Origin of the sequence: Corynebacterium sp. HMSC062A03 (genome assembly GCF_001811145.1) — a bacterium.
GTDB classification, from domain to species: domain Bacteria; phylum Actinomycetota; class Actinomycetes; order Mycobacteriales; family Mycobacteriaceae; genus Corynebacterium; species Corynebacterium aurimucosum.
Window position 1 is genome coordinate 144,235 of sequence record NZ_KV803647.1, and the last position, 21,614, is coordinate 165,848.

General features: G+C 61.3%; 24 protein-coding genes and 1 riboswitch. Of the genes, 17 read left to right on the plus strand and 7 right to left on the minus strand.

Going from position 1 to position 21,614, the window contains the following annotated elements; genetic code table 11:
- Nucleotides 1–29 precede the first annotated feature (29 nt).
- The 5 genes from HMPREF2781_RS01635 to thiC form a co-directional block, all read right to left on the minus strand.
- Nucleotides 30–809: a thiazole synthase gene (locus tag HMPREF2781_RS01635; RefSeq protein ID WP_070643818.1), complete on the minus strand. Its 780-nt coding sequence runs from the start codon at nucleotides 807–809 to the stop codon at nucleotides 30–32.
- Nucleotides 810–1,007, minus strand: coding sequence for a sulfur carrier protein ThiS (gene thiS, locus HMPREF2781_RS01640; RefSeq protein ID WP_070445530.1), 198 nt, complete (start codon nucleotides 1,005–1,007; stop codon nucleotides 810–812). It abuts the gene before it with no gap.
- Nucleotides 1,004–2,149, minus strand: coding sequence for a glycine oxidase ThiO (gene thiO, locus HMPREF2781_RS01645; RefSeq protein WP_070643820.1), 1,146 nt, complete (start codon nucleotides 2,147–2,149; stop codon nucleotides 1,004–1,006). The genes thiS and thiO overlap by 4 nt, the downstream gene beginning before the upstream one ends.
- Nucleotides 2,146–2,796, minus strand: coding sequence for a thiamine phosphate synthase (locus HMPREF2781_RS01650; RefSeq protein ID WP_070445538.1), 651 nt, complete (start codon nucleotides 2,794–2,796; stop codon nucleotides 2,146–2,148). The genes thiO and HMPREF2781_RS01650 overlap by 4 nt, the downstream gene beginning before the upstream one ends.
- Nucleotides 2,789–4,591, minus strand: coding sequence for a phosphomethylpyrimidine synthase ThiC (thiC, locus tag HMPREF2781_RS01655; protein WP_070445541.1), 1,803 nt, complete (start codon nucleotides 4,589–4,591; stop codon nucleotides 2,789–2,791). Before thiC ends, HMPREF2781_RS01650 begins: the two co-directional genes overlap by 8 nt.
- Nucleotides 4,587–4,701: riboswitch (TPP riboswitch) on the minus strand. (Overlaps the previous gene by 5 nt.)
- A 173-nt stretch (nucleotides 4,702–4,874) precedes the next feature.
- Between thiC and rplS the strand changes: the two genes are divergently transcribed.
- The 9 genes from rplS (at nucleotide 4,875) to HMPREF2781_RS01700 (ending at nucleotide 12,127) form a co-directional block, all read left to right on the plus strand.
- Nucleotides 4,875–5,219: a 50S ribosomal protein L19 gene (gene rplS, locus HMPREF2781_RS01660; protein ID WP_010190405.1), complete on the plus strand. Its 345-nt coding sequence runs from the start codon at nucleotides 4,875–4,877 to the stop codon at nucleotides 5,217–5,219.
- A 234-nt stretch (nucleotides 5,220–5,453) separates the two neighbouring features.
- Nucleotides 5,454–6,149 (plus strand): signal peptidase I, encoded by a 696-nt coding sequence (gene lepB, locus HMPREF2781_RS01665; RefSeq protein WP_236659254.1) that lies wholly within the window; start codon nucleotides 5,454–5,456, stop codon nucleotides 6,147–6,149.
- Nucleotides 6,127–6,828 (plus strand): signal peptidase I, encoded by a 702-nt coding sequence (lepB, locus tag HMPREF2781_RS01670; protein WP_070520044.1) that lies wholly within the window; start codon nucleotides 6,127–6,129, stop codon nucleotides 6,826–6,828. Before lepB (HMPREF2781_RS01665) ends, lepB (HMPREF2781_RS01670) begins: the two co-directional genes overlap by 23 nt.
- 5 nt (nucleotides 6,829–6,833) lie before the next feature.
- Nucleotides 6,834–7,475 (plus strand): ribonuclease HII, encoded by a 642-nt coding sequence (locus HMPREF2781_RS01675; protein WP_070643822.1) that lies wholly within the window; start codon nucleotides 6,834–6,836, stop codon nucleotides 7,473–7,475.
- Nucleotides 7,476–7,562: 87 nt separating this feature from the next.
- Nucleotides 7,563–7,868, plus strand: coding sequence for a DUF2469 domain-containing protein (locus HMPREF2781_RS01680; RefSeq protein WP_005528899.1), 306 nt, complete (start codon nucleotides 7,563–7,565; stop codon nucleotides 7,866–7,868).
- A gap of 209 nt (nucleotides 7,869–8,077) precedes the next feature.
- Nucleotides 8,078–8,515 carry a YraN family protein gene (locus tag HMPREF2781_RS01685; RefSeq protein ID WP_070643825.1) on the plus strand — a complete coding sequence of 146 codons (438 nt, stop codon included), beginning with the start codon at nucleotides 8,078–8,080 and terminating at the stop codon, nucleotides 8,513–8,515.
- A complete protein-coding gene (locus HMPREF2781_RS01690; protein WP_070643828.1) occupies nucleotides 8,502–10,025 on the plus strand; it encodes a YifB family Mg chelatase-like AAA ATPase in 1,524 nt (507 codons plus the stop codon). Before HMPREF2781_RS01685 ends, HMPREF2781_RS01690 begins: the two co-directional genes overlap by 14 nt.
- Nucleotides 10,022–11,200 (plus strand): DNA-processing protein DprA, encoded by a 1,179-nt coding sequence (gene dprA / locus HMPREF2781_RS01695; protein WP_070445558.1) that lies wholly within the window; start codon nucleotides 10,022–10,024, stop codon nucleotides 11,198–11,200. Before HMPREF2781_RS01690 ends, dprA begins: the two co-directional genes overlap by 4 nt.
- Before the next feature lie 15 nt (nucleotides 11,201–11,215).
- Nucleotides 11,216–12,127, plus strand: coding sequence for a tyrosine recombinase XerC (locus HMPREF2781_RS01700; RefSeq protein ID WP_070445561.1), 912 nt, complete (start codon nucleotides 11,216–11,218; stop codon nucleotides 12,125–12,127).
- Here the strand turns inward: HMPREF2781_RS01700 and HMPREF2781_RS01705 are convergent.
- A complete protein-coding gene (locus tag HMPREF2781_RS01705; protein ID WP_070445564.1) occupies nucleotides 12,090–12,596 on the minus strand; it encodes a M23 family metallopeptidase in 507 nt (168 codons plus the stop codon). The genes HMPREF2781_RS01700 and HMPREF2781_RS01705 overlap by 38 nt on opposite strands.
- Before the next feature lie 394 nt (nucleotides 12,597–12,990).
- On the opposite strand from HMPREF2781_RS01705, the gene rpsB reads away from it, so the two are divergent.
- The 5 genes from rpsB (at nucleotide 12,991) to HMPREF2781_RS01730 (ending at nucleotide 17,473) form a co-directional block, all read left to right on the plus strand.
- Nucleotides 12,991–13,818: a 30S ribosomal protein S2 gene (rpsB, locus tag HMPREF2781_RS01710; RefSeq protein WP_010190382.1), complete on the plus strand. Its 828-nt coding sequence runs from the start codon at nucleotides 12,991–12,993 to the stop codon at nucleotides 13,816–13,818.
- Nucleotides 13,819–14,066: 248 nt separating this feature from the next.
- A complete protein-coding gene (gene tsf, locus HMPREF2781_RS01715; protein WP_070643830.1) occupies nucleotides 14,067–14,879 on the plus strand; it encodes a translation elongation factor Ts in 813 nt (270 codons plus the stop codon).
- Between the two features lie 243 nt (nucleotides 14,880–15,122).
- A complete protein-coding gene (pyrH, locus tag HMPREF2781_RS01720) occupies nucleotides 15,123–15,860 on the plus strand; it encodes a UMP kinase (protein ID WP_010190380.1) in 738 nt (245 codons plus the stop codon).
- Between the two features lie 70 nt (nucleotides 15,861–15,930).
- The gene (frr, locus tag HMPREF2781_RS01725; RefSeq protein WP_010190379.1) at nucleotides 15,931–16,488 is read left to right on the plus strand and encodes a ribosome recycling factor; all 558 of its coding nucleotides are present in this window, start codon (nucleotides 15,931–15,933) and stop codon (nucleotides 16,486–16,488) included.
- A gap of 130 nt (nucleotides 16,489–16,618) precedes the next feature.
- Entirely contained in the window at nucleotides 16,619–17,473 is an 855-nt protein-coding gene (locus HMPREF2781_RS01730; RefSeq protein ID WP_174878629.1) for a phosphatidate cytidylyltransferase, read from the plus strand.
- A gap of 2 nt (nucleotides 17,474–17,475) precedes the next feature.
- On the opposite strand, the gene HMPREF2781_RS01735 is transcribed toward HMPREF2781_RS01730, so the two are convergent.
- A complete protein-coding gene (locus tag HMPREF2781_RS01735) occupies nucleotides 17,476–17,880 on the minus strand; it encodes a LapA family protein (protein ID WP_070643833.1) in 405 nt (134 codons plus the stop codon).
- A 93-nt stretch (nucleotides 17,881–17,973) separates the two neighbouring features.
- Between HMPREF2781_RS01735 and rlmN the strand changes: the two genes are divergently transcribed.
- The 3 genes from rlmN (at nucleotide 17,974) to HMPREF2781_RS01750 (ending at nucleotide 21,559) form a co-directional block, all read left to right on the plus strand.
- On the plus strand, nucleotides 17,974–19,080 hold the full coding sequence (rlmN, locus tag HMPREF2781_RS01740; RefSeq protein WP_070643908.1) for a dual-specificity RNA methyltransferase RlmN: 1,107 nt from the start codon (nucleotides 17,974–17,976) through the stop codon (nucleotides 19,078–19,080).
- A gap of 71 nt (nucleotides 19,081–19,151) precedes the next feature.
- Complete coding sequence (locus tag HMPREF2781_RS01745) at nucleotides 19,152–19,973, plus strand: ABC transporter ATP-binding protein (RefSeq protein WP_070643836.1); 822 nt, start codon at nucleotides 19,152–19,154, stop codon at nucleotides 19,971–19,973.
- Nucleotides 19,970–21,559 carry an ABC transporter permease gene (locus HMPREF2781_RS01750; RefSeq protein WP_070643838.1) on the plus strand — a complete coding sequence of 530 codons (1,590 nt, stop codon included), beginning with the start codon at nucleotides 19,970–19,972 and terminating at the stop codon, nucleotides 21,557–21,559. Before HMPREF2781_RS01745 ends, HMPREF2781_RS01750 begins: the two co-directional genes overlap by 4 nt.
- Nucleotides 21,560–21,614 lie beyond the last annotated feature (55 nt).

Sequence of the window (21,614 nt, forward strand, 5' to 3'; positions counted from 1 at the left end):
CTTTTGCGGCGGCGATCAATGCCACAGGTCTAGAGAACGTGGTCGGCCCAGGAGGCCAGGCCCTCAAAGGTGGAGGAAGCCTGGGCGTGCTCGCGCTGCGGGATGCGCCCTGCACTCCGGGCTAGGCGGCCGGCTTCGACGGCGTGGCGCATGGCGGTGGCCATGGCCTCGGGATCCTGGCAGCGGTTGACCGCGCTGGCGAGAAGCACGCCGGAGCAGCCCAGCTCCATGGCGAGGGTGGCGTCGGAGGCGGTGCCGATGCCGGCGTCGACAAGCACGGGCACCGAGGCACGTGAGCAGATGAGCTCGAGGTTGTGGGGATTGAGGATTCCCAGACCAGTGCCGATGGGGGCTCCGAGAGGCATGACGGCTGCCGCTCCGGCGTCTTCGAGGCGCTGGGCGGCTACGGGATCGTCGCTGGTGTAGGCCAGGACGGTGAACCCTTCGGCGCTCAGCAGCTCGGTGGCGTCGAGGGTTTCCACGACATCGGGCAGCAGCGTATGTTCGTCGGCGATGACCTCGACCTTGACCCAGGAGGTCCCCAGCGCCTCGCGGGCCATGCGGGCGGTGAGCACGGCCTCGCGCGCGGTGCGACACCCGGCGGTGTTGGGGAGTGGGGCGATGTCCAACCGGCGCAGCAGATCGAAGACACTCTCACCATCACGGGTACCAGCGTGGCGGCGCATGGCCACGGTAGTCAGCTCGGTTCCGGAGGCGACGAGCGCGCGCTCCAGGGCGTCGTGGCTCGTGGCCCCACCGGTGCCCATGATGAGGTGGGAAGAAAAGGTGGTCTCGGCGATGGTGAGCATTTAACCTCCTTGGACTGCGGTGAGGATTTCCACGGTTGCGCCTTCAGTGAGTGGGGTGGACTCCCACTGCGAGCGGGGTACGACTTGTTCGGACACGGCCACGGCGGTGCCGTCGGCGGCGATGTTCTGCTCGTCCAACAATTCGGTGATGGTCGTCGCTGAGGTGTCAGTGGGCTGGCCGTTGAGGATGAGGATCATGGCTGCTCCTTGAGGTGACGTAGAGGATCACAAGCGGTGAGATCGATGCTGGATTCGGTGCCTTCGATGAGCTCGCGTGTACAGCGCGCGGCCAGGGCCGTGAGCAGAATGCCGTGGCGGAAATAGCCGGTGGAGATGACGAGCTTGTCGCTGACGCGGCCGAGGTACGGCAAATCGTCTGGCGTGCCGGGGCGGGCACCCGCGCTGGCCTCGAGGAATTCGCACTCTTCGACGGCGGGCAGCACACGGATGGCGTCGCGAAGCAGCGCGTAGACACCGCCGGCCTGGGCCGTAGCAAGAGTGTCCTCGCGGGTTGTAGCGCCAACCGCCAAGGTGCCGTCGCCGCGGGGGATGAGGTAGATGGGGCGGTCCTCCACGAAGCCGCGCACCACGCGGGTGAGCAGAGGCTGGAGCTCGTCCGGTACGCGCAGGCGCAGGATATCGCCGTATACCGGGCGCAGGTGTAGCGGAGATTCTTCGAGCCCGGCTGATGCAGCCCACTCGATGTCGCGTGCTCCCAGGCCTGCAGCGAGTACCACCTGTTCAGCTTCGAACTCGCCGACGGCCGTGGTGACCATGCCCGTGTCAGCATTGATCGACTGTGCTGCCGTGCGGAAGAAACGCACACCGAGTGCTTGGGCTGCGCTGAGCAGTGCAGCTGTCCACTGGCGGGGGAAAACCTGCGTGTCACCCGGAATACTCACCGCAGCAGCCAGACGTGGCGAGAGCAAAGGTTCGGCGCGCCGGGCTTCGCGCACGGTGATGCGCTCGACCTCCATGCCGTGGAGGGATTGATAGTCAGCCAGCTCGGTGAGGTGCTGAGCATCCGCACGGTCAGCGGCGACGACGAGGGTACCTTCGGCGCGGTAGCCAGTTGGGACCTCGGTGTGCTGAGCCACGAGATCGATAAGCTTCGGGTACCACGCGCCGGAGGCACGCATCAGTGGGAAGAGTGGATCCTGTTGGTAGACCACCTCCGCGGCGGGGGCGAGCATGCCCCCGGCATAGTGCGAAGCCCCAGAGGCCGGTGCCGGGTCCAAGACAGTGACCTTAAAGCCCCGCGCGGCCAACTCCACGGCGGTGGCCAGACCGATGACGCCCGCGCCGACGACGATGACTGAAGAATCAGAGCTAGTACTCATCGCGCACCTTCGTCAAAACCGGACAGCAGCGCGCGGCAATAAGCTTCTGGGTCCTCGGCATTCATGATGCCGCGCACGACGGCTAGTCCGGCCACACCAGTTGCCGCAAGATCGGCTGCATCCTCAGCGGTGACATCCCCGATGGCTACGAGTGGCACGCGGGAGAGCTTCACCAATTCCGGGTAGGCGTGAAGTCCTAAAGGCGTGCGGCCGGAGTCCTTCGTCGGAGTCGCGCGGAACGGGCCGCAACCGATGTAGTCAATGACATCTGCGACGTCATTGGCGGCCTCGACCAATTCGCGGGTGCCGGTGGTCAGACCGATAATCGCGTCCGGACCCAACAACGCGCGGGCAGCGGCGACGGGTAGATCATCTTGGCCGACATGCACGCCATGCACCGGCTCGCCGGCGTGGCGTAGGGCGGCGGCGACGTCTACGCGGTCGTCGATAAGCACGCGTGTTTCTGGGTTAGCCTTCGCCACCGCGCGGGCCACGTCGCGGCCTAAATAGAAAAGGTCGCGGGCAGAAATTGGCTTGGAGCGCACCTGCACGACCCCGGCACCGCCTCGCGCTGCTGCCGCAGCGATGCGCACGATCTCCGCAGGCGTGCCCGCGCCCGTGACGAAGTAGCAGCGAAGATCAGGCATGCGCGGTTTCTTCCTCCTGATAGAGCTGCGAACCTTGGGCCTTGAACTCTTCCGACATCTGTTTCTCACCGGCACGGGCAGCTGCCACGACCTCCGGATCAACGGCGTCCTTACCCGGAAAACTTGGCATACCAAGGGAGTCGGAGAAGGTATCCCGGATGTCCTGGCTGATGCGCATAGAGCAGAACTTCGGGCCGCACATGGAACAGAAGTGGGCGGTCTTCGCCGGCTCCGCAGGCAGGGTCTCATCGTGGTAGGCCTGCGCGGTGTCTGGGTCGAGGGAGAGCGCGAACTGGTCGTGCCAGCGGAATTCGAAGCGGGCCTTACTCATCGCATCATCCCAAGCGCGCGCACCTGGGTGGCCCTTGGCCACGTCGGCTGCATGGGCCGCAAGCTTGTAGGTAATCACGCCGGTCTTCACATCATCGCGGTTGGGAAGCCCCAAGTGTTCCTTCGGCGTGACGTAGCACAGCATGGCCGTACCACCCATGGCGATGTGTGCCGCACCAATGGCGGAGGTGATGTGGTCATAGCCCGGTGCGATATCCGTAACCAGCGGGCCCAGCGTGTAGAAGGGAGCATCCGAGGCCCAGTCCTGCTCGAGCTCGTTGTTTTCCTGAATCATGTTGAGCGGGACGTGTCCTGGGCCTTCCACCATGACCTGGACGTCATACTCCCAGGCGCGCCGGGTGAGCTCACCGATGGTTTTGAGTTCAGCGAATTGGGCGGTGTCGTTAGCATCCGCCAAGGAGCCGGGGCGCAGACCATCGCCGAGGGAGAAAGCGACGTCGTAGCGCGCGAAAATCTCACAGAGTTCGTCGAAGTTCTCGTAGAGGAAGGACTCCTTGTGGTGCGCCAGGCACCAGCCTGCCATGATGGAGCCGCCGCGGGAAACAATGCCGGTGACGCGGTTCGTGGTCAGCGGCACGTAGGGCAAAAGCACGCCGGCGTGCACGGTCATGTAGTCCACGCCCTGCTCGCACTGTTCGATGACGGTATCGCGGAAAATCTCCCATGTCAGGTCTTCCGCGACACCATTGACCTTCTCCAGCGCCTGGTAGATGGGCACGGTGCCGATAGGAACCGGAGAGTTGCGCAGGATCCACTCGCGGGTGGTGTGGATGTCGTCACCGGTGGAGAGGTCCATGACGGTATCCGCGCCCCAGCGGGTGGCCCAGCGTAGCTTGGATACCTCCTCGGCGATGGAGGAGGTCACCGCGGAGTTGCCAATATTGGCGTTGATTTTGGTGAGGAACTTCCGACCGATGATCATCGGCTCCGACTCGGGGTGGTTGACGTTATTAGGCAGGATGGCGCGGCCACGGGCGATTTCGGAGCGCACGAACTCTGGGTCGCAGTGCTCGCGTAGGGCCACGAACTCCATCTCCTTGGTGATGATGCCCTGGCGCGCATAGTGCATCTGGGTAACGCGTTTGCCTTCCTTAGAACGCAGCGGTTGGCGACGCTCCCCCTTCCACTCCTGGGAAGCCGCACCGCGGCGCTCGGCCGAGCGGCCATCGTCAGCGAGGTTGCGTGCGCGGCCCTCATATTCCTCAACGTCCCCGCGCTCCGCAATCCATTCGGCGCGCAGTGCCGGCAGACCGACTTCGGGCTCACACTCCGGGCCACGTGTGCGGTAGATACGGAAGGGCTCATTGGGGCCGGTAGGGGAATCATCCAGCTGGATCTCGGTCTCCGGTACCTCCAGGCCATTCTCCCGGATGGGGGAGTAGGAGTGCTTGGGGTGGATCTCGCCGGAGTTGGTGGACTGGATGGGGTTATGGGTAGCCGTCATGGCTGCTCCTCTCTTCCTTCGCTGGTGCTAACCAGACAGGTTCGAACGGTGCAGGCGCGGTATCAGCGCCACTCTCAGCCCACTTCCCGTGGGCACCCGTGGGGTATCAGTGCGCCACCCACCTTAGAGCCCGCAATGAGGAGATGTCAGGCGTTTGACGGAATTTGTTCTTCCGGGGTGGGGTGTGGAAAGATGACGATGTTCTGTGTAATAGGCACGAACCGGTCAGCTGCCGCGAGGTGGCGCTAGGGTCCTCTGTCTTAAACTGAAAAGGAAAACACCAATGGCAAACCTCATTGACAAGGTTGATGCAGCTTCGCTGCGCGACGATATCCCGTCCTTCCGCCCGGGCGATACCCTCGACGTCAACGTCAAGGTCATCGAGGGCACCACCGAGCGTACCCAGCTCTTCAAGGGTGTCTGCATCCGCCGTCAGGGCGACGGCATCCGCGAGACCTTCACCGTGCGTAAGGTCTCCTTCGGCATCGGCGTTGAGCGTACCTTCCCGGTTCACTCCCCGAACATTGCCTCCATCGAGGTAGTCCGCCGCGGCCGTGTCCGCCGCGCCAAGCTGTACTACCTGCGCGACCTGCGCGGCAAGAAGGCCCGCATCAAGGAGCGCCGCTAATTTACAGCGCATCACAGCCCTTCGCCTTTATCCTCACCGCGAGGAAAGGCGAAGGGCTTTCCTTTTGCCTTCTCCTTTTAGCGTGCGCCGCGCGGGGCCACAAGGCCCGTGAGGGCAAGACACATTGCTAGGATTTAGCCCGTGGAAAAAGAAAACGACATTACTGAAAGTTCCCAGGGGGTTGGGAGAGAGGCGTCGGAAAGCGCGGCGCCCCCAGCTGAAGAAAAGAAGCAGATGCCCTGGTTGCTGGAGACTGCCCTCGTAGTGGTCTCCGTGCTCGCAGTCGTCGGCATTTTCCAGAACTTTGTAGGCCGGCAGTACGTGATCCCCTCCGGCTCCATGGAGCCGACATTGCATGGTTGCGAAGGCTGCAATAACGACCGGATCTTTACCGAAAAGGTTTCCTACTACGGCGATAAGAGCCCGGAACCCGGTGATGTCGTGGTATTCAAGGGCACCCCGGACTGGGATAGCAACTGGGTGTCCCCGCGTTCCGATAACCCAGTGATCCACCGCATTCAGGATGCCCTGAGCTATGTGTCGCTCACCCCGCCCGATGAGAACACTCTGGTCAAGCGCGTTGTTGCCACCGGTGGCCAGACGGTGTCCTGCCAAGAAGGGGATCCGGCAGTCATGGTGGACGGCAAGCCCATTGAACAGGATTATGTGCAGGATCCACCGACCTATCGCGTTGATGAAACCACCGGTTCCTATGCCTGCGGCGGCGCGTACTTTGGCCCCGTGACCGTGCCGGAGGGCAATATCTGGGTGATGGGAGATAATCGCACGGCCTCCGCGGACTCGCGCTATCACATGCAGGATGAGTACCAAGGAACAATCCCCCTGGAGAATGTTCGCGGCAAGGTCATGTTCATCTTCTTCCCCTTCAACCGTATTGGTGGAGTCGATGACCCGGACATCCAGTCCTAGAGTTCGCGATGTTCTTTCGGCGCTGGCTGTCACCTTCGTGGCGCTGGCGTTGATTCAGGCCTTCGTGGGAAGGCTATATCTCATCCCGTCTTCTTCCATGGAGCCCACCCTGCATGGCTGCCCGGGGTGTACGAATGACCGCATTGCGGTGCAGAAGGTGAGCTATTACTTCAGCGATCCGCGCCCGGGAGAGGTTGTGGTCTTTGCCGGTCCGGAATCGTGGAACACGTCTTTTGAGGTCAAGCGTTCCCACAATGTGTTTCTCCGCGGCATCCAAAATATGGCGGCTGTTGTGGGGCTGGCTCCCAACGGCGATAACATTCTGGTCAAACGGGTCATTGCCACCGGGGGTCAGACCGTGTCGTGCCAGGAGGGCGATCCGGCCGTCATGGTGGACGGCCAACCCACCAACCAGGACTTTGTCCTCGATCCGCCGGAGATACCCGTCGATGAGCGGGTGGGATCGCAGGCCTGTGGCGGCGCGTACTTTGGGCCCGTCACCGTTCCCGAGGGGCACCTGTGGGTGATGGGGGACAACCGCACAAACTCTTTGGATTCGCGCGCGCACCTAGGCGATAAGCTCCAGGGCACCGTTCCAGTGGAGAACGTGCGCGGGAAGGTCGCTGCCGTGGTGGTTCCGATTAGCCGTGCGCACACTATCGAGGACATGCCCCTCTAACCGCTATGCGCCGTCTAAAACAGAAGAGAACCTATGAGGTCGCGCTCTCCAAAGCAGGGTTGGGGCCTGTTGCCGGGGTGGATGAAGCTGGGCGCGGAGCTTGCTGCGGGCCAATAACCATCGCCGCGTGTATTTTGCCGGATCGCATCCTGCCCGGCTTGGAGCGGCTTGATGATTCGAAGAAGCTCACGCCGGCGGCCCGGGAAAAGTTGGAGCCGGTGATCAAACGCCGTGCGCTGGCCTGGTCAGTGGTGCACATAGGCGCGAAGGATATCGATGCCTTTGGCATTCAGCATGCCAACCTGTCAGGAATGCGCCGTGCGGTGGCGCAGCTGGGGATCCGCCCGGGCTATGTGCTGAGCGACGCCCTCTTCGTCCCCGGCCTGCCCACCCCGCAGCTGCCGATCATCGCCGGCGATACCGCCGCACGTTGCATCGCTGCGGCTAGTGTTTTGGCCAAAGTTTCCCGGGACCGTCTCATGGTGGATGTGGCGAAGCACTACCCAGGCTATGCTCTGGAAACCCATAAGGGCTATGGCACAGCTGTGCATCAGGAGGCCATCGCCCAGCTGGGGGCGACGCCTGAGCACCGTATGAGCTATCGCAATGTTGCTGAAGCTCATGCACGATTCCTCGCGCGCGCCTGAAGGCTTAGGCAGCAAGTGCGAACTAAGCTTGTGCTCAATCTGTGACACCGTGACCCCGGGTAATTGTGAGCGAAGGAGAAGCACACCGTGAGCGCTGAGGAACTCGATAACTACGAGGCTGAAGTCGAGCTGTCGCTGTACCGCGAATATCGCGATGTGGTCAGCCAATTCTCCTATGTGGTAGAAACCGAACGCAGGTTTTACCTGGCCAATGCGGTGGAGCTTATCCCGCATACCTCCGGCCCGGATGTCTACTATGAGGTCCGCATGTCGGATGCCTGGGTGTGGGACATGTACCGCTCGGCGCGCTTTGTGCGCTATGTCCGTGTGATCACCTACAAGGACGTCAATATTGAGGAGCTGGACAAGCCGGACTTTGTTCTCCCTGAATAGAGTTCTAGGTAAAGGAGTGCGGGGAAACACTATCGAGGTGACCCCGGACTAGTTATCCACAGATTTGCGGTGGCGAGGGAAGAAGCCCTCGCCACCGGACTGTTGTGTGGGGTGTTCTGGAAGTGCCGTAAGGGGTGTGCGGCACGGGGATTTTCTTGTGTCGTGCTTACGGCGTGTTGTGTACACGTTCAATTCCAAGGAGCACCATAGTGACAAGAAATCTAGCAGCCTCTCTGCATTCACCGACCGTGGGGCAGACCATTCGCCCCGCGGATGCACTAGGAAAAGCAGGGGAGAAATTCGCTGCTGACTTTTACCGCGCACGCGGGGCGCAGGTTATCGCCGCAAACGTTCACTACCGCGTGGGCGAGCTCGATCTCGTTGTGCGCGAGAGCGATGGGACCATTGTCTTTTGCGAAGTTAAGACTCGGGCTACCCGCAACTTTGGAGTCGCAGAGGCGGTAACCCCACGCAAGCTAAAGCGCCTGCGCAAAGCAGCCGCGCAGTGGCTGAGTACTGTGCGGAGCGAAAACCAGACATTAAGCAAGGTTCGTTTTGATGTGCTTGGACTCGTGGCCAACGGGGCACACTCTGGGGAAGCCTTCGAAGTGGAATATTTCCAGGGAGTTGATCATGGCTCTCGGTAGATGCGACACGATAGCGCTAGATGGAGTCCTGGCCCGGGTGGTCACAGTGGAGGCCAACGTTGGCCCCGGACTTCCCGGAGTTCACGTTGTGGGCCTGGGGGATGCAGCGATCTCCGAGTCGCGAGACCGCATCCGCACCGCGGTGAGCAATTCGCATTTGCCATGGCCTAAGACGAAGGTTGTGGTGTCCATGTCACCGGCGTCGCTTCCTAAAGCCGGGGCGCACTTTGACCTCCCGATGGCCTTGGCAATCTTAGCGGCCGGGCAGAGTGAGAAGTGTCGGCTCAGCGGGGCGCTCGTCCTCGGCGAGCTGGGATTGGACGGGCACGTGCGCCCAGTTTCTGGCATCATCCCGGCGATCCTGGCCGCGCGCTCGCAAGGCTATGACACCCTCATCATTCCTGTGGGAAATGCGGCCGAGGCGGCATTGGTGCCCGGAATGACAGTCCTCGTGGCCGAAACCCTGTGGGATGCTTTTGCCTGGGCGTGCGGGAGGGATTGTCTGCCGGATGCACATCTCATCGCACACGCGGCAGCGCCTGCCCGCGAACAGGTCGCAGACTTCAGCGAAGTCGCTGGCCAGAAAGAAGCCAAGTGGGCGGCGGAAGTCGCTGCCGCCGGGGGTCACCACGTGATGATGGTGGGACCGCCCGGCTCTGGAAAGTCGATGATTGCCTCGCGCTTGCCGGGCATTCTGCCGCGCTTGAGCATGGAGCAGGCGGTAGAAGCCACAGCCATCCACTCGGTGGCCGGGGACGTTGGTACCGCCGTTTCTCGCGCTCCCTTCATCGCACCGCATGCTTCGGTAACAAGGGCCGCGCTGATCGGTGGCGGCTCGGGGCGCCCGCGGCCAGGCGCGGTGAGCCTAGCCCACCATGGTGTGCTCTTCCTCGATGAAGTCAGTGAGGTTCCAGCGCAGGTTCTCGATAGTCTGCGCGCCCCTTTAGAAGAAGGACAGGTGCGCCTGACGCGAGCGAGCAGAGAAGTCATCTTCCCCGCACAATTCCAACTGGTACTAGCCGCGAACCCCTGCCGGTGTGGTGCCGAAGAACCAGCGCGCTGCGAGTGCCGTGCGGCAGACAGAATGAATTATCTGTCGAACCTTTCAGGGCCGCTGCGGGACCGCCTCGACATCATCGTGTCGCTATCGGGGCAATCCGCAGTGCTTCATGCCGAAGGGGAGGAAAGCTCAGCGGATATAGCGCAGCGCGTGGCTGCCGCCCGGGAACGGATGAAAGCGCGCTGGGAGGCTGACGGGTTGGGGAGCGTGGTCAATGGTGCCGTGTCCGCTTCCTATTTGAGGCGCCACCGCCCGGCGGCGGAGTCTGCGATGATTATGCTTGCTGCCTATCTAGCGGAAGGTGAGCTGAGCCAACGCGGAGTAGATCGGGTACTGCGTCTGGCATGGACCTTGGCAGACCTCGACGGCTCCGCACGCCCCGAGCTGGACCATGTCAGTCGGGCGTTGGATCTCCGCGGCGCCGGAACCATCGAAAGGCTGGCAGCATGAGCGAGCTCAATCTATCGAGTACCCGGCACACGTGGGCCTACCTTAACCGCGTTGTGGAGGGCCCCTCACCAACCCTCCACGGGCTGCTGAGTCAGTACCCGGCTGAGGAGATCGCCCGGGGAATCTACAAGGGCGAGGAATGGATCGGCCCCTTGCGGCAGGCGACGGCTTCGCGGCGCGATTGGCTGCGGCAAGAAGAAGACCTCGCCGCCGCGGAAGCGGTGGGGGCTCGACTGATCACACCCGCGGATGCGGAGTGGCCGGGAGAAGAGTTATCGCGAGCCTTTGGCTTCTACCACCAAGGAATGGTGGAAGCCCCAGCAACATTTGATGACCAAGCGTTTCCTCCTCACAGCCTGTGGGTCCGTGGAGGCAACCTGCGCGAAACGGTATCCCAATCGGTGGCGCTGGTGGGGACGCGTGCGGTGAGCCGATATGGCTGGGAAGCCGGCTCACTTCTGGCTAGCGGCCTTGCCTCCCACCAATGGACTGTGGTTTCCGGCGGGGCGGTGGGTGTCGATACAGCAGTCCACGAAGCCGCGCTGGATGCAGGAGGCCTAACGGTAGCAGTAGCGGCCTGCGGCATCGACATTTCTTACCCAGCGCGCAATGCAAGGCTCTTTGACAGAATCGCTGAGAAGGGATGCATCGTGTCAGAGTTCGCGCCGGGCACGCGGCCACAGCGTTTTCGCTTTCTATCCCGCAACCGCCTTGTGGCGGCGATGACGAGCGGTACCGTGGTGGTCGAAGCCGGATTCCGCTCTGGTGCGCTCAACACGTTGAACTGGGCGGAAGCACTGGGCAGGGTTGCCATGGCAGTGCCAGGACCCATCACCACATCTGGGTCCTTGGGTTGCCATCAACGCATCCAGGATGGGCGGGCTCAGTTGGTGGCCTCTGCGGATGAAGTACGGGGTTTGGTTGGCAAGGCGGGCGAGGTGGACGTGGCCGGCCAATACGAACTGGAGTTTCAGCCGACTGCGGTGCAGCGTCTGTCCCGCAATGAGCTTCGGGTATATGACTCCACTCCGCCGGAAAGCGCGGAGGAAGGCGCGAGCGCAGAAGATATCGCGGCGGCCGCAGGAATGCGAGTGGCGTTGACTATTCACCTGCTCGTAGCTATGCAAAAGATGGGGGTGATCACCCGCTCGGGCGCGATGTGGCAGCGCACCTGAGTACACTCATGAGACATGAGTGGTGAAAGTGGCAGTAGCGAGCGGCACGTGGGGGGACAGCTGGAGGAAGCGATCGAGGATTTCGCAGAATACCAGCGCATCGTTCGCGGCCGCTCCGAAGCGACCGTCCGCGGCTATTGCTCTGACTTGCGCCTGTTGGCAACGGACGTCCCGGAATTCGCAGCATTTACTCTGAACTCACTGCGCGAATGGTTGGCCCACGCCGTTGCTGAAGGCAAGTCCCGCTCCACCCTGGCGCGCCGCACCGCCGCGGTGCGCGCTTTTTCCACGTGGGCCGCGCGCGAAGGCTATTTACAATCGGATGTGGCGCAGCGCCTCGCCACGCCCAAGGTAGGCAAGCACCTGCCCACCGTGATGTCACCCACCGCAGCGGGGGAGTTGATGGGCAATGCCGTCTCCACCGATGAGGTCCACTTCTTACGCGATAGCGCCATGCTTGAATTTCTCTACGCCACCGGTGTGCGTGTGGCTGAGCTCGTCGGCCTCGACGTCGGCGATATCGACCTGTCCCGCCGCACTGCCCGCGTGACCGGTAAGGGCAATAAACAGCGCGTTGTCCCTTTCGGGGATGCAGCTCATGATGCGCTCTGCGCTTGGCTGAAGACAGGGCGCCCCGAGCTTGCTGGCGATACGGAAGCGGTGTTTGTGGGCACGCGCGGCGGGCGCATCGACGCGCGTCAGGTCCGCCGCGTCGTCGAACGCGCCGCCCAAGTGACGGGGACACCGGGGTTAACCCCGCACGGTTTGCGCCACTCGGCGGCTACGCATTTGCTCGAGGGTGGAGCGGATCTGCGCATCGTGCAAGAGCTGCTTGGTCACTCGTCGCTGCAGACCACGCAGGTCTACACTCACGTCTCCGCCCAGCGCCTTAAGGACGTCTACGCTCGCTCCCACCCGCGGGCTTGAGGCGAATGACAGGTTCGCCGAGGAGATCCAGTGGGTTGATGTAGTCCTCGCGGCCTTCAATCGCGCCCCAGTGCAGCCCCGGATAGCCATCCACGGACGGCGCGAGCGTTCCGATGATGTCTCCTTCCTGCACCTGGTCACCTTTCTTAACCCGCGCAAACACCGGTTGATAGGTGGTGCGCAGACCGTTGCCATGAGCAATCGAAAGGGCCGGTTTGCCCGCTATGGCGCCGGCGAAATACACAACGCCGTCGCCAGCGGCACGCACCTTACCGCCGACGGGTAGGTCCAGATCCACACCGCGATGCCCGGCCATCCACCGCTTCTCAGGAGGTTCGAAGCCGCGCAAGACACGCGAAGCAACCGGTTCCCCAGTGGTGGGGTCGACGAAGGCGGCGGCAAGGGGGACGTCGCCAAGCGCAGCCCAGAGGCATAGCAGGGCAGATAAACAAAGTAGACGGTGACGCATGACCTCAAGCCTGCGCGTGAGCGCGGCCCGAGGGAAGAGCGTGCGGTCGACCTGTGGATAATGCGTTAAAGAAGTAACCCATGGTGCGCCAGGGGAAAGTTTCGTGTGGCTGTCAACAAATCGGCGGCGATTAAACAGTCGCGCCGTTTGGAATCAGCGCGTGTGCAGTACTAAGCTAGCCCACAGCAGTCTGTGTTTAATGCCCGGAAGGGTTCCGCATGGATTGACTACGCGCGGCGAAGTAGTCGCTTCCTGGGTTAAGGAAGGGACAGTCCGTGGTTGACGTGGTCCCCAGGACAATGGGGTGTTAGCCAGGGCCTTCGTTGCTAGGGTGCGGAATAAAACACCGCACAATCTTGCAAAACCGAAACAATATATAGAAAGCGAGCGAAACATGGCAGTCGTAACCATGCGCGAGCTCCTCGACGCTGGCGTCCACTTCGGTCACCAGACCCGTCGCTGGAACCCGAAGATGAAGCGCTTCATCTTCACCGACCGTAACGGCATCTACATCATCGACCTGCAGCAGACGCTGACCTACATCGATGAGGCCTTCGAGTTCGTCAAGGAAACCGTCGCACACGGCGGCACCATCCTCTTCGTTGGTACTAAGAAGCAGGCTCAGGAAGCCGTTGCTGAAGAGGCTTCCCGCGTTGGTATGCCGTACGTGAACCACCGCTGGCTCGGCGGTATGCTCACCAACTTCCAGACTGTCTCCAAGCGCCTGAAGCGCATGAAGGAGCTGCAGGCTATGGATGCAGCTGAGGACGGCTACAAGGGCCGCACCAAGAAGGAAGTTCTGATGCTGACCCGTGAGCGCACCAAGCTGGAGCGCGTCCTGGGCGGTATCTCCGATATGACCAAGGCTCCGTCCGCACTGTGGATTGTTGACACCAACAAGGAGCACATCGCGGTCAAGGAAGCTCAGAAGCTTAACATCCCGGTCGTTGCCATCCTGGACACCAACTGTGATCCGGATGAGGTTGACTTCCCGATTCCGGGCAACGACGACGCTATCCGCGCCACCAAGCTGCTCTCCGGCATCATCGCCACCGCTGTGGACGAGGGCAAGAAGGCCCGCGAGGAGCGCCAGCTTGCTCAGGCCAAGGAAGCTGCCGGCGACACCGCTGAGAAGGACGCCCGCGACGCTGCTGAGGCTGCCGCTGCGTCTGACCCGGCTTCCGCAGAGAAGTCTGAGGACGCCGAGAAGTCCGCAGAGTAATCTGCATACCTTAAGCCCCCGTACCGCACGGCCCACAGTGTCCGCGGCGATGGGGGCTTTTTCTCACGTGTTTTTCTTAGCCCGTTAAGGCACGTGACACACTAGAGGGTTGAAACACCACGCAGAGGTTTCCCTCCGCTGGGGGAGTGGGCGAAAAACTACCACCCCCTCAACGCGACGTGGTGGTAGTGATTCGGCTACGCTGTTTCAACGAATACCGTTTAATTCCAAGGAGGATCGCTCCAACTATGGCGAACTACACTGCTGCAGACGTAAAGGCATTGCGTGAGGCCACCGGCGCCGGCATGCTCGATTGCAAGAAGGCTCTCGACGAGTCCCAGGGTGACTACGACAAGGCCGTTGAGTACCTGCGCATCAAGGGCGCAAAGAACGTGTCCAAGCGCGCTGAGCGTGAGGCTACCGAGGGCCTGATCGCCGTGTCCGGCAACACGATGGTGGAAATCAACTGCGAGACCGACTTCGTGGCCAAGAACGAGGCTTTCAAGTCCTTCGCTACCAAGATCGCTGAGGCTGCCGGTGAGGCCAAGGTCAACTCCGGTGAGGAGCTCAACAACCTGGAGATCGACGGCAAGAAGGTTTCCGAGGTCGTTGACGAAGAGTCCGCAAAGACCGGCGAGAAGCTGCAGGCTCGTCGCGCTGTCACCATCGAGGGTGACAACGTAGCTGTGTACCTGCACCAGCGTTCCGCTGACCTGCCGCCGGCAGTGGGTGTCCTGGTGTCCTACGAGGGCAACGCAGAGGGCGCTCACGCAGTCGCACTGCAGATTGCAGCAATGAACGCTGAGTACCTCACCCGCGAGGACGTTCCGGCTGAGATCGTGGAGAAGGAGCGCGAGATCGCTGAGGCCACCACCCGCGAGGAGGGCAAGCCAGAGGCAGCCCTGCCGAAGATCGTGGAAGGCCGCCTCAACGGCTTCTACAAGTCCGTGGTTCTGCTGGAGCAGGCTGCTCTGTCTGACTCCAAGAAGACCGTCAAGCAGGTCGCAGATGAGGCCGGCACCACCATCACCGGCTTCATCCGCTACGAGGTTGGCGCCTAAGCTTTGTGAGGTCATGCAGTCAGGGCACAGTGCCCGGTGACTGCGAGTACTCCCTCCTCCTCTTTCTCCCCAGGGCTGCGTGCTCGGTGGAAGAAACTTGGGGGAGGGAGTTCGCCGTTTTGTCCCCGCCCCTGAGGGTGGGGGCCGCACGCAGCTGAATATATGACAGCGCCTTCCTATGGTTAAGATGGAACAGAATTATTCAAGCGCTTAACTGAAGCGTCGCCATGCGTGAAGGAGACGATGAAGACCGTGACTACCCCTGAACCGAAGCGAACCGGATACAAGCGAGTCATGCTCAAACTGGGCGGTGAGATGTTCGGCGGTGGAAAGGTCGGCATCGATCCTGATGTTGTAGAAAATGTTGCCCGCCAAATCGCCGAGGTGGCGAAGCAGGGGACTGAAATCGCCGTCGTTATCGGTGGCGGTAACTTCTTCCGCGGTGCCGAGCTTTCGCAGCGTGGCATGGACCGCGCCCGCTCTGACTACATGGGCATGCTGGGCACCGTCATGAACTCCCTGGCGCTGCAGGACTTCCTCAAGCAGCAAGGCATTGACTGCCGCGTGCAGACTTCCATCAACATGGCGCAGATTGCGGAGCCTTATCTGCCGCTGCGCGCCGACCGCCACCTGGAGAAGGGCCGCGTAGTTATCTTCGGTGCCGGTATGGGCATGCCGTATTTCTCCACCGACACCACCGCCGCGCAGCGCGCCCTGGAGATCGGTGCGGAGGTCCTCTTCCTGGCCAAGGCTGTCGACGGCGTCTACTCCGCCGACCCGCGCACCAACCCGGACGCGGAGCTGTACTCCGAAATCACCCCGCGCGAAGTCATTGAGAAGAACCTTAAGGTGGCTGATGCCACAGCATTCAGTCTGTGCATGGACAACAACATGCCGATTTTGGTCTTCAATCTTCTCACGGAAGGCAATATCAAGCGCGCTGTCAACGGCGAGCAGATCGGCACGCTGGTCCAGTCCTAGTACAAATAGGCCGCGACCTGCTAAATTCTTTCCCAGTACTTTTGACTATTTCAAGGGAGTTGTAACCCTCATGATCGACGAGATCCAGCTCGAAGCTGAAGAGCACATGACCGCTTCGGTTGAGCACACCCGCGAGCAGCTGCTCACCATCCGCACTGGCCGTGCCAATCCGGCTATGTTTAACGGCCTGGTTGCTGAGTACTACGGTGTGCCGACCCCGATTACCCAGATGGCCACCATCTCGGTCCCAGAGCCGCGCATGCTGCTTATCAAGCCTTATGAGCAGTCCGTGATGAACGAGATTGAGAACGCAATCCGTAACTCGGATCTGGGCGTGAACCCGACCAATGACGGCCAGGTGCTGCGCGTGACCATCCCGCAGCTCACTGAGGAACGTCGCCGCGACATGGTCAAGATGGCCAAGAGCAAGGGCGAAGATGGCAAGATTGCTATCCGCAACATCCGCCGCCGCGCCATGGAGCAGCTTAAGAAGCTGCAGAAGGATGGTGACGCCGGCGAGGACGAGGTTATCGCTGCCGAGAAGGAGATGGAAAAGATTACCTCCGGCTACATCGAGCAGGTGGACAAGCTCGTCGCCAATAAGGAAGAGGAGCTCATGGAGGTCTAGCCTCCGCACTTTTAGAGCTTTGATTTGCCGCCGCGCCAGGCACCGGCCAGCACGGCGGTCTTTTCTGTGTAGAGCCAGACCACCCACGATGAGATGAGGAGCATGCGTGAGCACTGAGCACTCGAGTCGGATGCCCAAACCCAAGAATTCTGCGGGGCGAGACATGCCCGCGGCAATTGCCGTCGGCGTCGGCCTAGGCGCGCTCGTCGTCTTCGCGGTGTGGGCTGGGCCTCTTGTGTGGTACCTCGTCGTCGCTGCCGCGGTGGGCTTGGGCATGTGGGAAGTGCTGACTCGGTTGCGGGAGCACTCCTACTATGTCCCACGCACCCTGCTGATCGTTCTCGGCCAGGCAATGCTCTGGGTCTCGTGGTTTCTTAATGCCCCGGGCCTTGTTGCGGTGTATGTGGTCGCGGTCCTAGCCCTCATGTTTGGGCGCCTCTTCCATAACGGCAGGCACCGCCCGCCAATTAACTATCTTCGCGATATGTCGATGGGTATCTTCGTGCTGACGTGGATCCCCTTGTTCGGCACGTTTGCCGCGATGCTCTCACGGGTGGAAACGCCGTTTGCTTCGGGGGCGGCGTCGATTGTCGTGTTTATGCTCTGCGTGGTCGCCTCAGACACCGGTGGTTTCATCGCCGGCGTGATGTTTGGCTCGCACCCCATGGCACCTGCGGTGAGCCCTAAAAAATCGTGGGAAGGCTTTGCCGGCTCCGTAGTCTTCGGCACCCTGACCGGTGCGCTTTCTTTCGCATTCCTTCTTCACCACAAGCCGTGGGTAGGCGCGCTGATGGGCTTGGGGCTGGTTTTCTGCGCCACTCTCGGTGACTTAGTGGAATCCCAGTTCAAGCGCGAACTGGGAATCAAAGATATGTCCGCCTTGCTGCCGGGGCACGGCGGCATCATGGACCGTTTGGACGGCATGCTGCCCTCCGCGATGGTGACCTGGGTGGCGATGAGCTTCCTCACCACCCTTGCACCTTAGGTTTAGCGGCGAGCCTGCTTGCGTACCTGGCGGCGCAGCTCGAACATGCGCCAGCCGCCGACGAGGGCCATGATAAGGGCACCGGCGATGGCGCAGATGAGGTAGGTGACGCCCGCCGGGAACTGGACGGACCAGTTAAGGAAGTTCAGCGGTACCTGGTGTTGGTTCTGCAGGATGAAGATGATGAGGACGATGAGCAGCAGGAAGCCCACGATCAGGGCAATCCACGTGCTGGCAGCGAAGGAGCCCTTCACCTTGCCTTCATTCTTGTTCTCATAATCCGGCGTGGTTGGAACTGGCTCTACTGAGCCTTCGGTGGCGGGGGCTTCCGCGGTGTAATCAGTCAGCGGCTCCTCAGCCGGGGTGGTGGTACGGAATTCCTCAGGGGAGTTTTCTGGATTCGTCATGTATCTATTAAATAGGGTGAGATGTCACTTTCGCCACTCCAGCAGAGCTTAGATTGGATAATGTGGCCGAAAACGTGGAAAATGGGCTCTACCATGGCTGAACCACTGAAACTGAATTTCTCCGCTCCGCGCCGCGGGTTACCCCCGAAGCACTTCGCGGACTTGACCCAGGCCGAGCGCATTGAGGTGCTCGCGGAACTTGGCCTGCCCAAGTTCCGGGCAAAGCAGCTGGCCAAGCACTACTACGTCCACCACACCGCCGATGTTTCCGAGATGACGGATATCCCGGCCGCCGCCCGCGAGGCGGTCCAGGAGCGTTTGTTCCCCACGCTCATGGAGCCCATTCGGCAAACCTCCACCGACGATGGGGAAACCACCAAGTCCCTGTGGCGTTTGCACGATGGCACCCTGTTGGAGTCCGTGCTCATGCGCTACCCAGGTCGCGCCACCCTGTGTATCTCCTCCCAGGCTGGCTGCGGCATGGCCTGCCCATTCTGCGCCACCGGCCAGGGAGGTTTGGATCGCAACCTGTCCACCGCGGAAATCGTGGAGCAGTTTAGGCACGCTGCTCGCCTCATGGAAGAAGAAGGCGGGCGCCTAAGCAACGTTGTCTTCATGGGTATGGGCGAGCCGCTGGCCAACTACAAGCGCGTGGTCCATGCAGTGCGCCAGATAACCGGCTCTGACCTCACCGGTTTCGGCCTTTCCCAGCGCAATGTCACGGTGTCCACGGTCGGCTTGGCACCGGCCATCCGTAAGCTCGCGGATGAGGATTTATCCTGCACCCTCGCAGTCTCCCTGCACACCCCGGACGACGAACTGCGCGATACCCTCGTGCCGGTTAACAACCGCTGGCCGGTTGAAGAAGTGCTCGATGCTGCTAAGTACTACGCCGATAAGTCCGGCCGCCGCGTGTCCATCGAGTATGCGTTGATCCGCGATAAGAACGATCAGGATTTCCGCGCCGACATGCTGGGCCGGAAGCTGCATGCGGCACTGGGCTCTAAGGTCCACGTCAACGTCATTCCGCTCAACCCCACACCGGGCTCGGAGTGGGACGCTGCCCCGAAGGCGCGCCAGGACGAGTTCGTTCGCCGCGTCATCGCGCAAGGCGTGCCGTGCACCGTGCGCGATACCAAGGGGGATGAAATCGCTGCGGCTTGTGGCCAGCTTGCCGCTGATGAGCGCGAGACCGCTTAAGGGCTTTGCTTACAGTTTCCTAACGATAGTTTTGCCGGAGGACAAAGCATTAATGGTTCTTGATACCGTTAATGCTTATGACTCATCCTTATCGAGAGGACTTAGCCGTTGATCCGCGCACCCAAGCTCTGGCTGTGCGCGATCTGCGCAAGTCCTTTGGTTCTCAGATCGCTGTCAATAGCCTCAACCTGGATGTTCCACGCGGATCCATCTACGGGATAGTGGGGCCCAACGGTGCGGGCAAGACCACGATGCTGACCATGGCCTGTGGTCTCCAGCGCCCCGATTCGGGCCAGAGCTTCATTGCCGGTCACAATGTGTGGGATGAGCCCATTCCCGCCAAGCAGGCCATGGGGTTGCTCATGGATGGGGCACCGGTCTTTGATCGCCTCACGGGCGTGGAGTATTTGCACTTCCTCGGTGCTTTGCACAAACTGGAGCGCACCGAGTCGCTGCGCCGTGCACAGGAGCTTCTCGACGCCCTCTCCCTCTCCGATGCCGCCGATAAGCGCATCGCGGATTATTCCGCCGGCATGACCAAGAAGATCCTCTTGGCGGGAGCCGTCCTGCACAACCCAGAGGTGCTCATCTTGGATGAGCCGCTGGAAGCAGTGGATCCGGTCTCTGGACGCCTCATCCAGCAGATGCTGCGCGCTTATGCCTCGCGTGGTGGCACGGTTATTTTGTCTTCACACGTTATGGAGCTCGTCGAGGGGCTGTGTGACCACGTGGCCATCATCAACGGCGGCCAAGTTATCACCGCAGGCCACGTGGATGATGTTCGACAGGGTCAAAGTCTCAGCGATCTGTTCATCGCGGCCGTTGGGGGACGGGACCTGGACGCCTCGAAGTTTGGATGGCTGCGCTCGCAAGCGGCGGGTGATAGCGAATGACATCCACTCTGTTCAGGCTTCACCGCACCCTGTGGTGGCGCAGTGTTGCCTCCAACCCGTCGACGCTCATCATGGGGCTTATGATGCTGGTTTACGGTGCAATCGGCCTCTTTTCGCTCGCATTCATGGTGTATTCCGATATCACCGCCCCGGGCAACGGTTACCAAGCGCTGACTGTTGGGGTGGCTGGCGGCATGCTCATCTACGTACTCCTCGCTCTCTTTATGCCGGCGGGGGAGAACCAGCTGAGCCCGACAACTCTGGGAGCGCTCCCGCTGTCGCCCCGCGAGGTCCTTCCAGGCCTCCTCTTCTCTAGTCTGCTGACCACCCGCGCCATCATGTCGGTCGTCTTTTCCCTGGTGTATGCGATCATCGGAAGTGTTTTTCTAATTCTGACGGGGCCAGGGTGGGCTGCAGTGCCCTTCGTCGTCGGCATGGTTTTATCGTGCGCGACGACCATCATCTTCGGCGAATGCCTTGGTCAAGTGGCCTCCGCCATCGCAGATTCCCAGAAATCCCGCACCCAAATTGCGGCAATGGTGGTTATGGGCCTCCTGGTCTTTGGCATGCTGCAGGCGCAGAGCGTTCTGGAGTCCTTGCCGCCGCTTCACACCGTGGGCGCGATCAGCGCCTGGACACCGTTTGGTGCTGGGGTGGGGTGGGCGCTCGCGCTTGCCGACGGCCACTTCCTCACCGCCCTAGCCCAACTACTGATCGCGGCGGCCAGCCTTGGCCTGCTGGGCTGGGTGTGGTCGCGCCAGATATCCAGCCTCATGCGCAATCCGGGAGCGGGTGGTGACGTAGCCAGCGAGGTGACAGAAAAGGGGGTATCCAAGTTGGAGTTGGGCGCGTGGTCTTATTCCAGCCCTGCGGCGATGGAATATACCCGCGCGTTGCGTTATCTCACCCGTGATAAACGGCAAACAGGCATGCTGTACATGATGCCTCTGTTTGGTGTGCTGACGCTTTATCAGTTGTGGAGAGGCGATGATTTCACCGCCTATTTCATGCTGTGCTTTAGCGCAATCGTGCTCTCTTCGCTCTTGGCTAATGATTATGGTTTCGATGGGCCATCGAATTGGGTCCACATGGTGGCGCCGGTTGCCCCACGCACCATCCTTCATGCGCGCCACCTCGCACACGTGACTATTCCTTTTCTTGGGTTCGTTCTGCTTGCCGTAGTGGTTCTTGTCTTTAGTGAGAACTTCACCTTGGGCTTGTTGTGCACAGCTGTGGCCGTAGGCGTGTTTATCTCTACGGCGGCGGTGGGCTTGGGCCTGACCGTGCTGAACCCTTATCCCTTGTCCGCTCCTGGGCAGAACCGGTGGAACGATAAGTCTGGCTATTCTGCTGGTGCTTTTCTCACTGCGTTTGTCGGCATGTTGTTGGTGTGGGTGCCCGCGCTTCCCGGCATTGTGATCTCTGTCCTCGCTTACGAGCGAGGTGGGTCGCTGTTGTTTGTCGCAATGATAGTTTCGCTGCTGGTTCCCGCTCTTGTCTACGCCGGTGTCTGGCGGTTCGCCGGAAACAGGGCACAAGAGCGGACGCCGGAAATCTATGCCACGGTGAATCGCTATGTGAGTTAGGGGGCAGGACAGATAGAAAAAGCTCCCTCTCCTACCAGTTCAAACCTTGAACTGG